This window comes from Aquisediminimonas profunda, from assembly GCF_019443285.1.
Taxonomy (GTDB): Bacteria; Pseudomonadota; Alphaproteobacteria; order Sphingomonadales; family Sphingomonadaceae; genus Aquisediminimonas; species Aquisediminimonas profunda.
Window position 1 is genome coordinate 258,250 of record NZ_CP080327.1, and the last position, 11,994, is coordinate 270,243.

Below are 11,994 nucleotides of genomic sequence, written 5' to 3' on the forward strand. Positions count from 1 at the left end.
ATCGCGTAGGGACTGCAACATATTATGACTGAAAAGCCGTCTCTCCATCTCCTGATCGCCGCGCCGCGCGGCTTTTGTGCCGGTGTCGACCGTGCCATCCTGATTGTCGACCGCACGCTCGAGAAATATGGAGCTCCGGTCTATGTCCGCCACGAGATCGTCCATAACCGCTATGTCGTGGATGAGTTGAAGGCCAAGGGCGCGGTTTTCGTCGAGACGCTAGACGATGTGCCGGATGGCGCGCCGGTCGTGTTTTCGGCGCACGGTGTGCCCAAGGCTGTGCCTGCAAAGGCAGAAGCGCGCGGCCTCACTTGGCTCGACGCCACCTGCCCGCTCGTTTCCAAGGTCCATCGGCAGGCAGAGCGGCTGGTCGAAGCAGGGCGCCATATCATTTTTGTTGGCCATGCCGGGCACCCCGAAGTGATCGGCACGTTCGGGCAGGTCCCCCCGGGGGCAATGACTTTGGTCGAAACGGTGGATGACGTATTGCAGCTCGAACCGGCTGACACTGATGCGCTGGCGTTTCTGACACAGACAACCCTCTCAGTGGACGATACGGCCGAAATTGTGGAGGCACTGCGCGCGCGCTTCCCGGGGATCGTTGCTCCTCGCGGAGAAGACATTTGCTATGCCACGTCAAACCGGCAGGCAGCCGTCAAGGCGATCACGGCGCGTGCCGAGGCGATCTTCGTGATTGGCTCCCCCAATTCATCAAATTCGCTGCGGCTCGCGGAAGTGGCTGAGCGCGGCAATGTCCCTGCGCGCCTGATCGGGCGCGCCGAGGAAATCGATTTCGACTGGCTGGGCAGTCCGAAAGTGGTGGGAATCACGGCGGGGGCCTCGGCGCCCGAAATCCTGGTGCGCGAAGTGGTCGCAAAACTGGCGACGCGTTTCACGATCACGGAAGAAGAAGTGAGAACCGCGACGGAATCCATGATCTTCAAGCTGCCCCGCGCCCTTACGGAAAATGCCTGACACGATCGAAAGAGGAAAAGGCCATCGTGCAAGGCTGAGGAAACGCCTGATCGAGGGCGGGGGCGATGCGCTGCTCGATCATGAATTGATCGAATATGTGCTGGCACTGGCGATTCCACGCATCGATACAAAGCCGCTCGCCAAGGAATTGCTCCGGGAATTCGGCGGAATTGCTGGGCTGCTGACGGCCGATGCAGACGCACTTGCGCGCGTGAAGGGCATGGGAGACAGCGCTGTCGCTGCGCTCAAGATCGTGCAAGCCGCATCGCTGCGGCTGCTGCGGGACAGGATCATGGACAAGCCGGTTCTCGCCAGCTGGCAGGCCTTGCTCGATTACCTCCGCGCGGACATGGCCCACAAGATGACCGAACGCGTGCGCGTGCTTCATCTCAACAGCCGCAATATGCTAATACGAGACGAAGCCATGGCGGAAGGCTCGATCGACCAGGCCGCGATCCATCCGCGCGAGGTCATTCGCCGCGCGATCGACCTCGGATCTGCGGCAATCATCCTTGTCCACAATCATCCGAGCGGAGACCCCGCCCCCAGCCGCGCTGACATTGCCCTGACACGCGACATTGCCGATGCGGGCAAGAAACTGGGCATCACGGTCCACGACCATATTGTCATCGGGGCAAACGGCCACAGTTCGATGCGCGGCCTTGGTTTGCTGTGAAAAGAGGGCCCTTGTCCGTTGTGGGACAATTGCGAAAGTCGCGCCTTTGGAACGTTTGGCAGCAAATCACTCGACCCTTGCCTTGACGCCTTGACGTCATCCGCGCATCAAGGGTCCAGCGGTGCCAGATTAGGGTGCGATAAGCGCTTGCGCGCCGCGGCGTGTATCAGTTCATCGCATCATGTGCTCGAATGAGCGGCACAATTGTCGATCTTGTCGGAACTGTTCATGGATCAGCAAGGTTAACCTGAACAGGCGAGAATCGAATTTTCAGCTCGAAGGGTAAGCTCTATGAATTCAATGTCCAAACGATCAGCACTTCTTCTCCTGTTGGCCTTACCGGCAACGGGAAGCCTGTCCGCGCAAACGCAGGACACAACACAACCCGCGATCACCGTGACCGGAGCCGCAATGCCCGCGGGACCGGAGGTCAAGGGCATCATTTCCGCCCGCAATGACGACAAGATCAAGGTCACGGCGGTAGACGGCACGAGCACGGTCATCGCCTTTACGGATGACACGAAGATCAGTGCTGGCGGCGGCTTTCTGGGCGGCAGTCGCGGCAAGTTGACCGCAGATGCCTTGCTCACCGGTTTGCCGGTCACGGTCAAGACCCTGCAGGGGCCCAACGGCCTCATCGCTGGCCAGATCACGTTCCGGAACGGCGACCTGAAGACCGCACGGATGATCCGCCAGGGAACCGCACAGCAGTTCGAGGAGCAGACAGCCGCGACCGAGGCTCTCCGCGGACGCATGGCCGATATCGACAAGTACAATATCAAGAGCACGACGAACGTGTATTTCGATACCGGCCGCGCGGTGCTTTCGCCAAAGGCCAAGGCCGATCTCTGCGCCACCGCGTCGGCAGCTGAATCGACGGATAACGCCCTGATGCTGGTCGTTGGCTATACCGACTCCGTCGGCAGCGACGAATATAACCAGACACTCAGCGAAAAGCGCGCGGCGAGCGTGATCAACTATCTCCAGCAGGCCTGCCACTGGAAGCCCTACCGCATGCTTACCCCGACCGGGATGGCGGAATCAGACCCGCTTGCGAGCAATGACACGCCCGAAGGCAAGGCCCAGAACCGCCGCGTTTCGGTGAACATCCTCGTCAGCAAGAGCGTCGACGGCATGTAATCTGCCCGGGGACCCCCTTGCGGGGTTTCCACAACCTCCCCGAAGCTCGCTTCGGGGAGGGGCCGCCGCCACGGCCGGCCATTCATACATGAGAAAATACATGAGAATGCGGCCTGTCTTGGACGGCAGGCGAGCGTTTCCCTGTTTGCCTAAAAGGTGAGATCGCTTCCGCAAATTACAGCTTGCGAGAATGTCTGCAAAGGGGTCGTCAGCAGGCCCCCGCCTTTCTACCGTCCAAACCCCTCGGCCAGAAACCGCTCCGCCAGCGCGGCATGGACTGCCGCCCCGCGTGCCATCACGCTGTCGTCCAGCACCATCCGGTTGGAGTGCAGGCCGCAGCATTGGCGCCAGTCGCTGCCTTCGTGGCTCGCGCCGAGGAAGAACATCGCGCCGGGCACTTTTTCAAGGACATAGGCGAAATCCTCCGCACCCATGATCGGCGCGTCGAGCGTCCGCCAGGCCGCTGCGCCGAACAGGTCCTCAACCACCGATTGCCCGAAAGCGACGGCGCGGCCATCGCAGATGGTCACGGGAAAACCCCGATCGATCCGCACTTCGGCCGAGGCGCCGTGCGCGGCAGCAATGCCGGGGCCGAGCCGCTTCAACTCGGTCGCAACGGCTTCCCGCTGGCGCGGCGACAGTGTGCGGATCGTGCCGAGCAGCGAGGCGGTTTCGGGGATGATATTGTCCGTCGTCCCGGCAAGAATCCGCCCGATCGTGACCACTGCCGGATCGAAGACCGAAACCTTGCGCGTAACCATTGTCTGGATCGCCGTCACTATTTCGCAGGCAATCGGCACCGGATCGAGTGCATCATGCGGCATCGAGGCATGGCCGCCCCGGCCGGTGATTGTCATGTGCAGCTTGTCGGCCGAAGCGAGCAAAGGTCCGGCACGCCCGGTGAAAATGCCATGCGGCGCATTCGGCATGATGTGCAGCGCAAAGGCCGCATCGGGCAGCGGGTCGATCAGGCCGTCGTCCAGCATGAAGCGCGCGCCGTGGTGCCCTTCCTCGCCAGGTTGGAACATGAACATGACGGTTCCGGCTAGCGTGTCGCGCTTCGCCGACAGTAGCCGTGCGGCACCGACGAGCATGGCGACGTGCGTATCATGGCCGCATGCGTGCATGGCGCCTTCGGTCGCCGAGGCATAGTCGAGCCCGGTATCCTCATGCAGCGGCAAGGCATCCATATCGCCACGCAGCAGCACAGTGCGCCCATTGTCCGATCCGCGCAGGATCGCGATCAGGCCTGTCGTCGAGGGACCTTCGCGAAATTCCAGCGGCAGGCCCGCCAATGCCGCCTTGATCTTGGCCAGCGTCTTGGGATTTTGAAGTCCCAGCTCGGGCTCGACATGAATGGCGCGACGCAATGCCACGAGATCGGGAAGGATCGCTTCGGCTTCCGCGGTCCAGCCGCTGGTTATCTCGTTCATCCTCGTCCTCCGAACAATTGCCGACCTGCCAGATCGAGCATGATTTCCTCTGATCCGCCGCCAATCGCATTGACGCGGACTTCTCTGTAGATGCGTTCCACCTTGGAGCCGGTGATATAGCTTGCCCCGCCCAGCACCTGCGCAGAATCGCGGGCGACCGCTTCGAGCATCCGCGTCGCCTGCACCTTCAGCATCGCGAAATCCGCTGGCTGGTCGCGCCCTTCCTGGACCTGCCAGGCGCACAGATCGACCCAGGCCTGTGTCGTGTTGATCTGGCGCGCCATGTCGGCGAGCTTGATCCGGATCGACTGGTGCTTGACCAGCGGCTTGCCAAATGTCTCGCGCTGCTGCGCCCATTCGACCGCTTCCTTCAGGCACACCCGCGCATAGGCGCAGCAGCCCATGGCCATGCCGAGCCGTTCCGAATTGAAATTGCGCATGATCCCGATGAAACCGCCGTTTTCAGGCCCGATCAGGTTTTCGGCGGGCACTTTCACGTCCTCGAAATGGATCGCGGCCGTATCCGAACAGCGCCAGCCCATCTTGTCGAGCCGCGTGCAGGAGACACCGGGCGTTTCCATGTCGATGAGCAGCAGCGATACGCCGCCCGCCCCCGGCCCGCCCGTGCGCACCGCACAGGTCAGCCAGTCAGCCCGCATGCCGGAGGTGATGAACATCTTCGAACCATTGACGACATAATGATTGCCAACCCGCTCTGCCTTGGTCCTGAGGTTGGCCACGTCCGAACCGCCCGACGGTTCGGTAATGCCGAGCGCAATGATCTTTTCGCCAGCAAGCACCGGGACGGCAACGCGACGCTTCATCTCGTCCGAACCCATGGCGAGGATGGGCGGCAAGCCGATACCGTGCGTCATCAGCGAGGCCGTCAGGCCCCCTGCCCCGACGGCCGACAATTCTTCTGTCTGCGTCAGCCCGTGGAAGATATCGAACCCTTCGCTATGCCCGCCATAGGCTTCGGGATAGCGCAGCCCCAGAATGCCTGCTTCTGCCGCTTTCCTGTGCAATTCGCGGGGAAGCTCTCCCTCTGCTTCCCAGCGGTCTATATGGGGTGCGATCTCCTGCGCGACAAAGCGGCGCACCGATTGGGCGAGCGCTTCATGGGTTTCGTCATAATAGGGCGATCGGGCACGCCAGCTATCGAAATCCATCACGCAGAAAAGACCTTGTTGGTAACCGCTGCACCTGCCGCGGCTGCAAGTCCCGTCAACACCGTGCCCCAGATCATGTCGAGGATCGTGACCTTAAGGCTCCACACCTTCAGCGTCGCATAGTTGGTCAGGTCATAAGTCATATAGGCAAAGAAGCCGAAGGCCGCGCCATAACAGAGTGCCGTCTTCCAGCTTCCGCTTTGCATCGCCGGGCCGACGGCAAAGATCATCATGCCCAGGATATAGAGCAGATAGAACACAATTGCGGGCGGGAGCCGAAAGCTGTCTGCCAGCAACTCTCCGATCTCGACCCTGTAGAGCCGTTCCGACATGGTCCGCAGCCAGACTGAATCGATCAGCGCAAAGGCGATCCCTGTGGCCAGATAAGCAAATGCATAACGTCCCATGTCATTCTTCTCCTACATTTTTACATAACCCGGTTCAGCCGCAACACGTGCCAGCCAGGCCGAGATCGACGGATAGAAGGAGAGGTCGAACGCGCCGCCCTCTTCCGCGACATGGGTGTAGGCGTAAAGCGCGATATCCGCGAGCGTGATGCTTTCGCCCACGAACCAGTTCCGCGTCGCCAGATGATCGTCCATCAGCTTCAACGCCGCGTCCACGGCAATCTTCTTGCCTGGCACAAGCGACTTCTGCAGTTCGGACAGGCTGTCTTGACCGACAAAGGCCAGCCAGAACCGCAACGTGGCAACATTGGGTTCATGATTATATTGCTCGAAGAACATCCAGCGCAGCATGTCCGCGCGGTCGAAGCGATCATCCGGAATGAGCCTGGAACCGTCAGCCAGATAGAAACAGGCGGCACTGCTTTCCGGCAGGAACTGGTCCCCAATCTGGAGCACGGGAATGCGCCCGTTGGGATTGATGAAATTGAGAAACTGGGGGGTGCGGGTTTCACCGTGCAGGACACTATAGGCCCGGCATTCCATGCGCAGCCCGAGCAGGGCCGCCGTCAGCTTGATCTTGTAGCAGTTGCCCGAGATCGGATCTTCATGGAGGACAAGCTTTTCCATTGCGGCTCCTATCTCGGGCTGAGCGCGGCATCGCGCATCCCTCGCCAGACATGCAAGGCCTGCACGGTTTCCGCAACATCATGGACGCGCAGGATCTGGATGCCCTGTTCCGCACCCTTCAGCGCCAGAGCCACCGAACCGCCCAGCCTTTTGTCGACAGGGGCTTCGTTCGAGAGCGCCCCGACAATCCGCTTCCGGCTGGCCCCCAGCAAGACAGGCACGCCAAGGCAGTGGAACAGCGAAAGGCCATTCAGGATGGCGAGGTTATCGGCCACGCCCTTGCCGAACCCGATCCCCGGATCAGCAATGATCCTGTTGAGGGGAATGCCTGCAGCAACCACGGCTGCAATCCGGTCTTCAAGCCAGTCGAACACTTCGATCAACGGGTCGGAATAGCGCGCGCCGCTATGCAGATCATGCTGCTTGCCGGGCGCATGCATTAGCACAACCGGCGCCGATGATCGCAGCACGACCGACAAGGCCCGATCATCAAACAACAGCGCCGAAACATCGTTGATCATGTGCGCGCCGGCAGCCAGTCCGGCCTCCATCACGGCTGCCTTGCGGGAATCGAGAGAAATGGCCGTGCCACTCGCGGCGAGCCTCGAGATCACTGGCAGAACGCGTGCCTTTTCATCCTCTTCCCAGACGGTGACGGCGCCGGGCCTCGTCGATTCACCTCCGACATCGATAATCGAGGCCCCTGCGGCGGCCATCTCTACCCCGATGGCAGCAGCCGACCCGGGATCGTCGATATGGTCCGACCCGCCAGAAAAGCTGTCGGGCGTGATGTTGAGGATGCCCATGACCTGTGGCTGGTCCAGCCTGATCGTTCGTTCGCCAAGGATAAGCGGCGCCCGCTGCCCGGTCGCTCGGGCCATCATCTCACGCAGCGCCGTTGCCTGTTCGGTCGAGACGCCAGAAAGCGCATCATCGATCCGTTCGACCGGAATCAGCCATTGGCCTGATCGCCGTCCGCCATCAACGGCAATGATTTCCCAGGCCGAAAAGAACTGCAAGCCGCCGGCAAGGCGCGCGAACTGGCCGTCAAAACCGAACGGCGCATCGATGAAGCCGGTGGCACGTGGATAGAGGCGGGCTGTCGGGGCGGCAGAAATGGTCAAGTCCGGGATGTCCTTCGGCGCAAATTGAACAATCTTCCCTGTGGCAGATTTGACCTGCGTCGGGCAAGCGCCCCTTGGCTTTTGGCATCGGCTCGCGCTATTCAGCGTGGCGACAGGCGCGTTGGCTATAATGCCCCGAGCGCAAAGTACGGAGACTCGCATATGGCACGTAAAATTGCCCTTATAGCCCTCGTCGCAGGCGTCCTTACGCTCAACGCCTGCAACACTGTCCGCGGCATTGGCCGCGACGTTGAGTCCGTTGGCAAGACGGTGAAGAAAGTGCCGGATTGAGGCGATCCAAAGCGCTCAGTAAACCCGCGCCTTCGGCTTGATATACTCCGCTTCGTCGGTCAGCGTGTAATCGTGCACCGCGCGGTAATCGATCTTCACATTGCCGCCTGATCCGCCCCAGCCGTCAAACCAGGTGATGGTGTGCTTCATCCAGTTGTTGTCATCGCGGTCGGGATAGTCCTCGTGCGCATGTGCGCCGCGGCTTTCCTTGCGGTTTGCAGCACCCACAATCGTGCAGACGGCCTGGCTCATCAGATTGTCGAGTTCCAGCGTTTCGATCAGGTCGGTGTTCCAGATCAGGCTGCGATCGGTGACGGCAAGGTCCTCCATCCGCTTGTTGACCTTGGCCATCAGGTCGACGCCTTCGGCCAGGAGCGCGGTATCGCGGAAGACCGCGCAATGCTTCTGCATGGTCCGCTGCATCTCCACTCGCACCTGCGCGGTGGGTGACCCGCCCTTGGCGTTGCGGAACTTGTCGACACGGGCGAGCGCCAGATCGGCGGCATCCTTCGGCAGGGCCTTGTGCGCGCCATTGGGCTTCAGCGTTTCCTTGAGGTGCAAGCCGGTCGCGCGACCGAAGACAACAAGGTCGATCAGCGAATTGGACCCGAGCCGGTTGGCGCCATGCACAGACACGCAGGCCGCTTCGCCCACGGCATAGAGGCCCGGAACGATGGCATCGTCATTGCCATCCTTCTTCGTGACCACCTGACCGTGATAATTGCAGGGGATTCCGCCCATATTGTAATGAACCGTCGGCGTGACGGGCAGAGGCTGGCGCGTCAGGTCAACGCCGGCGAACACCTTTCCGCTTTCCGTGATGCCGGGCAGCCGTTCTGCCAGCACCTTGGGATCGATATGATCGAGGTGCAGATAGATGTGATCCTTGTGCGGCCCCACACCCCGGCCTTCGCGCATTTCGAGCGCCATTGACCGGCTTACCACGTCACGGCTGGCAAGATCCTTGGCGGAAGGGGCATAGCGTTCCATGAACCGCTCCCCTTCGGAATTGGTCAGATAACCGCCTTCGCCACGCGCGCCTTCTGTGATCAGCACACCCGCGCCATAAATACCGGTCGGGTGGAACTGGACGAACTCCAGATCCTGCAGCGGCAGGCCTGCGCGCAGCACCATTCCGCCACCATCACCGGTGCATGTGTGTGCCGAGGTCGCCGTGTAATAGGCGCGGCCATATCCGCCGGTTGCCAGCACAACCGCGTGGCTGCGGAAGCGGTGGATCGTCCCGTCTTCCATGCACATCGCGATGACGCCGCGGCATTCGCCATTTTCCATGATCAGGTCGAGCGCGAAATATTCGATGAAGAAGTCTGCGTCATAACGCAGGCTCTGCTGGTAGAGCGCGTGGAGGATCGCATGGCCCGTCCGGTCGGCAGCAGCAGCCGTGCGCTGAACCGGGGGGCCTTCGCCCATATTCTGCATGTGCCCGCCAAACGGACGCTGGTAGATCGTGCCATTCTCGTTCCGGCTGAACGGCACGCCCGCATGTTCAAGTTCATAGACAGCGGCAGGCGCCTCACGCACCATATATTCGATCGCGTCCTGATCGCCCAGCCAGTCGGATCCCTTGACCGTGTCGTACATGTGCCAGGTCCAGTGATCCGGGCTGTTATTGCCCAGCGACGCGGCAATCCCGCCCTGCGCTGCAACTGTGTGCGAACGCGTCGGGAAGACCTTGGTGATGCAGGCCGTGCGCAGGCCGGCCTCCGCGCTGCCCATTGTGGCGCGCAGGCCGGATCCGCCCGCGCCGACAACAACGGTGTCATAAGTGTGATCGATGATCTTGTAGGCTTCAGACATCAGGCCGGCGTCCCTGCAAAGGCAATTTTCAGAATGGCATAAAGCGCGAAACCGCCCGTGCCGAACGTCCAGAAGTGGAGCAGGCCGAGCGCAAGGACGCGCATCCCGCCATGGACATAATCCTCGATCACGACCTGCAGCCCGAGCCGGAAGTGCCAGCAGACATTGATGATCATGAGCGCAAGCGGAACCGCGTTCAGCGGCGAATGAATCCAGCCGATCACCGATTCATAACTGAGCGAGGGCAACCGGACGAGCGCGAAGAGAAACCAGAGCACCAGCACGACATTGCCCATCGCTGTGACGCGCTGAAGCCACCAGTGGTGAGAACCGCTGCGTGCCGATCCGAGGCCGCGAACCCGGCCAAGACCTGTTCCGCTGCCCATCGTCAGAGTCCCTTCCAGATAATGAGGAGCCAGGTCAGCCCGGTCAGGACAAATGCCCCGATCAGGGTCCCCCAGGCCCAGGCGCGATTGGTCTGCAATTCGAAACCCGCGCCAAGATCAAGGACGAAATGGCGCAGCCCGGCGCACAGGTGCAGGAAGAAGGTGAAGGTGAGCGCAACCGCAACGACCTTGCCCGGCCACCAGCTCGCCCAGCTCATGAACAGATCATAGGCTTCCTTGCTCGTCGACGCGGCAACCAGCCACCAGACCAGAGCCGCCATGCCGACCGTCGCGAGCCCGACCCCCATTGCGCGGTTGAGAATCGAGACCGCCATATGCGGCCCCCATTTGTAGATACCCAGATGCGGCGAAAGTGGCCGCGCGGATGATCGCGCCATGCGTGCCCCCAAAGGCTGGTTTCAGACAATGAAAAGGCCTTTAGCGCAATGACCGCGCGGCGCAACCGGTTGGTCGCTCTGCCTGCACCAAAGTTCACAATCGCAAGGCGAGCGGCTGACCAGTACGCGGAATAGCCGGGCGCAAAGACCGCGAAGCTAGCCGGCTGGCCCTCAGGCCAATGCGGCAGTTGGGTTCGACTGGATATTGTCGCGTCGAAATGCAGGTCGTTCCAGGTAACTCAGTGAGCGCCAGATCCACTCAAAGGGCCCCATCCGGTATCTGAGCATCCACAGGTTGCAGAAGCCGATAAGCAAGACATTCACCGCCGTCGCGATGAGCATCAGGTCCGCCCAGCCGAACCGCCCCCACAATCCGAAGCCGAAGCCGGGGAAGAGCAGCCAGCAGCAGATCAGGGTTTGCCCGACATAGGCCGTCATCGGCATCCGCCCGGGGGCTTTGAACATAGCAAGGATGCGGCGTCCGATTCCCGACTTGAGCACAAGGCAGATGAGCCCGACATGGCCCAATGTTGTGCCAATGCGGCCATAATCATAGACGGCGGCGCCGATGCTGACCGGGCCGAAATGATGAGCAAGGCGGAAATCCGCCATCGCCCACTTCACGAAGATGCCAACGGCATAGCCCAATATTGCAAGAGCGACATAGAAACGGGTTGATCGCCCGCCCTGCAGAATGCCCCATTTGAACAGGGCCATGCCAATCAGCATTGTGAAGAAAGCCTCCCCGGCAGCAGGGGAAATCAGAGCGCTTAAATTGAACTGATACCAGAATTCCGTCGAATATTGAAGATTCTCGACATAATCGCCTGCTGTGGCTTTCTTTGCGTCGGGCAACTGCTTGGCTTGATTGGCCCTCTCTTCGACAAGGCCTTTCCAGCGCTTCATATCGGCTTGTTCAGTCATGCTCAGCACAGCGCCTGCCGGTCGCGACTGAATCTGCTCCACGCGATCCTGCAATGCCACCTTGTCCAGAACCTTGGGTGTGGCGATCGCCATGACCAGCATCAGTCCAAGCGCCCCGATCGTGGCCAGAATGCGCGGCGAAAGGCGGCGAAAGGGAAAGACGAACAGTGCTGTCAGACCGTAAAGGGTCCAGATTTCGCCTGGCCACAGCAAGAGCGTTCCGTGAACCACGCCGAAAGCAACCAGCCAAAGCGCGCGGCGATAATAGACATCGGCCACTTCGACTGGACCGTCCTTGGCTGTAGCGCGCAAGGTCAGCAGTATCACGCTTGCCCCGAAAAGAAACTCCAGCAATCCGCGCTGGGTGCCTTCAAGAAAAGCGAAAACAAGGCGATACGCCCATTGGTCTGCTGCCCCCGCGCTCAACACTTGGGGGTTGTTCCCGCTCGCCGCAAGTGCGGGCCAATTGCCGCCCATGGTCAGGATGTTGAGATATAAAATCCCCAGGATTGCAATGCCGCGCAAGATATCGAGCGTGACGATGCGATCCCCGTCACGGGTCGGATGCAGGATATTTGTCATGTACGTCCCTGTTTGCCCTCTCGGGACAGGAACACGGCCAGCCT

General features: G+C 61.0%; 13 protein-coding genes. 4 read left to right on the top strand and 9 right to left on the bottom strand.

What is annotated here, in order from left to right:
- The first annotated feature begins 24 nt into the window (after nucleotides 1–24).
- From ispH to K0O24_RS01325, 3 genes are all read left to right on the top strand, one after another.
- On the top strand, nucleotides 25–975 hold the full coding sequence (ispH, locus tag K0O24_RS01315) for a 4-hydroxy-3-methylbut-2-enyl diphosphate reductase (RefSeq protein ID WP_219894045.1): 951 nt from the start codon (nucleotides 25–27) through the stop codon (nucleotides 973–975).
- Entirely contained in the window at nucleotides 968–1,651 is a 684-nt protein-coding gene (gene radC / locus K0O24_RS01320) for a RadC family protein (RefSeq protein ID WP_219894046.1), read from the top strand. The genes ispH and radC overlap by 8 nt, the downstream gene beginning before the upstream one ends.
- A 291-nt stretch (nucleotides 1,652–1,942) precedes the next feature.
- Entirely contained in the window at nucleotides 1,943–2,791 is an 849-nt protein-coding gene (locus K0O24_RS01325) for an OmpA family protein (RefSeq protein WP_219894047.1), read from the top strand.
- A 227-nt stretch (nucleotides 2,792–3,018) separates the two neighbouring features.
- Here the strand turns inward: K0O24_RS01325 and K0O24_RS01330 are convergent, their stop codons facing one another.
- The 5 genes from K0O24_RS01330 to folP are packed head-to-tail and all read right to left on the bottom strand — an operon-like array spanning nucleotide 3,019 to nucleotide 7,545.
- Nucleotides 3,019–4,224, bottom strand: coding sequence for a M20 metallopeptidase family protein (locus tag K0O24_RS01330; RefSeq protein WP_219894048.1), 1,206 nt, complete (start codon nucleotides 4,222–4,224; stop codon nucleotides 3,019–3,021).
- Nucleotides 4,221–5,393: an acyl-CoA dehydrogenase family protein gene (locus K0O24_RS01335; protein WP_425514783.1), complete on the bottom strand. Its 1,173-nt coding sequence runs from the start codon at nucleotides 5,391–5,393 to the stop codon at nucleotides 4,221–4,223. Before K0O24_RS01335 ends, K0O24_RS01330 begins: the two co-directional genes overlap by 4 nt.
- Nucleotides 5,393–5,800, bottom strand: coding sequence for a DUF2177 family protein (locus K0O24_RS01340; RefSeq protein WP_219894050.1), 408 nt, complete (start codon nucleotides 5,798–5,800; stop codon nucleotides 5,393–5,395). Before K0O24_RS01340 ends, K0O24_RS01335 begins: the two co-directional genes overlap by 1 nt.
- Nucleotides 5,801–5,812: 12 nt before the next feature.
- Nucleotides 5,813–6,427: a glutathione S-transferase family protein gene (locus K0O24_RS01345; protein ID WP_219894051.1), complete on the bottom strand. Its 615-nt coding sequence runs from the start codon at nucleotides 6,425–6,427 to the stop codon at nucleotides 5,813–5,815.
- An 8-nt stretch (nucleotides 6,428–6,435) separates the two neighbouring features.
- Nucleotides 6,436–7,545, bottom strand: a complete 1,110-nt coding sequence (gene folP / locus K0O24_RS01350) for a dihydropteroate synthase (protein ID WP_246611222.1) — start codon at nucleotides 7,543–7,545, stop codon at nucleotides 6,436–6,438.
- A 168-nt stretch (nucleotides 7,546–7,713) separates the two neighbouring features.
- Here folP and K0O24_RS01355 point away from each other — a divergent pair, with 168 nt between their 5' ends.
- Nucleotides 7,714–7,842, top strand: a complete 129-nt coding sequence (locus tag K0O24_RS01355) for an entericidin A/B family lipoprotein (protein WP_219894053.1) — start codon at nucleotides 7,714–7,716, stop codon at nucleotides 7,840–7,842.
- Between the two features lie 15 nt (nucleotides 7,843–7,857).
- Here K0O24_RS01355 and sdhA read toward each other — a convergent pair whose 3' ends face one another.
- The 4 genes from sdhA to K0O24_RS01375 form a co-directional block, all read right to left on the bottom strand.
- Nucleotides 7,858–9,660: a succinate dehydrogenase flavoprotein subunit gene (gene sdhA, locus K0O24_RS01360; RefSeq protein ID WP_219894054.1), complete on the bottom strand. Its 1,803-nt coding sequence runs from the start codon at nucleotides 9,658–9,660 to the stop codon at nucleotides 7,858–7,860.
- Nucleotides 9,660–10,046: a succinate dehydrogenase, hydrophobic membrane anchor protein gene (gene sdhD, locus K0O24_RS01365; RefSeq protein ID WP_219894055.1), complete on the bottom strand. Its 387-nt coding sequence runs from the start codon at nucleotides 10,044–10,046 to the stop codon at nucleotides 9,660–9,662. The genes sdhA and sdhD overlap by 1 nt, the downstream gene beginning before the upstream one ends.
- A gap of 2 nt (nucleotides 10,047–10,048) precedes the next feature.
- On the bottom strand, nucleotides 10,049–10,444 hold the full coding sequence (sdhC, locus tag K0O24_RS01370) for a succinate dehydrogenase, cytochrome b556 subunit (protein ID WP_219894056.1): 396 nt from the start codon (nucleotides 10,442–10,444) through the stop codon (nucleotides 10,049–10,051).
- Between the two features lie 171 nt (nucleotides 10,445–10,615).
- A complete protein-coding gene (locus tag K0O24_RS01375; RefSeq protein ID WP_219894057.1) occupies nucleotides 10,616–11,950 on the bottom strand; it encodes a DUF418 domain-containing protein in 1,335 nt (444 codons plus the stop codon).
- Between the last annotated feature and the right edge of the window lie 44 nt (nucleotides 11,951–11,994).

Excerpts from the sequence above, each read along its gene's own strand:
- ispH (WP_219894045.1), top strand. The coding sequence starts at position 25 with ATGACTGAAAAGCCGTCTCTCCATCTCCTGATCGCCGCGCCGCGCGGC.
- sdhC (WP_219894056.1), bottom strand. The coding sequence starts at position 10,444 with ATGGCGCGATCATCCGCGCGGCCACTTTCGCCGCATCTGGGTATCTAC.
- K0O24_RS01340 (WP_219894050.1), bottom strand. The coding sequence starts at position 5,800 with ATGGGACGTTATGCATTTGCTTATCTGGCCACAGGGATCGCCTTTGCG.
- K0O24_RS01345 (WP_219894051.1), bottom strand. The coding sequence starts at position 6,427 with ATGGAAAAGCTTGTCCTCCATGAAGATCCGATCTCGGGCAACTGCTAC.
- sdhA (WP_219894054.1), bottom strand. The coding sequence starts at position 9,660 with ATGTCTGAAGCCTACAAGATCATCGATCACACTTATGACACCGTTGTT.
- K0O24_RS01335 (WP_425514783.1), bottom strand. The coding sequence starts at position 5,393 with ATGGATTTCGATAGCTGGCGTGCCCGATCGCCCTATTATGACGAAACC.
- K0O24_RS01375 (WP_219894057.1), bottom strand. The coding sequence starts at position 11,950 with ATGACAAATATCCTGCATCCGACCCGTGACGGGGATCGCATCGTCACG.
- K0O24_RS01330 (WP_219894048.1), bottom strand. The coding sequence starts at position 4,224 with ATGAACGAGATAACCAGCGGCTGGACCGCGGAAGCCGAAGCGATCCTT.
- K0O24_RS01355 (WP_219894053.1), top strand. The coding sequence starts at position 7,714 with ATGGCACGTAAAATTGCCCTTATAGCCCTCGTCGCAGGCGTCCTTACG.
- sdhD (WP_219894055.1), bottom strand. The coding sequence starts at position 10,046 with ATGGGCAGCGGAACAGGTCTTGGCCGGGTTCGCGGCCTCGGATCGGCA.
- radC (WP_219894046.1), top strand. The coding sequence starts at position 968 with ATGCCTGACACGATCGAAAGAGGAAAAGGCCATCGTGCAAGGCTGAGG.
- K0O24_RS01325 (WP_219894047.1), top strand. The coding sequence starts at position 1,943 with ATGAATTCAATGTCCAAACGATCAGCACTTCTTCTCCTGTTGGCCTTA.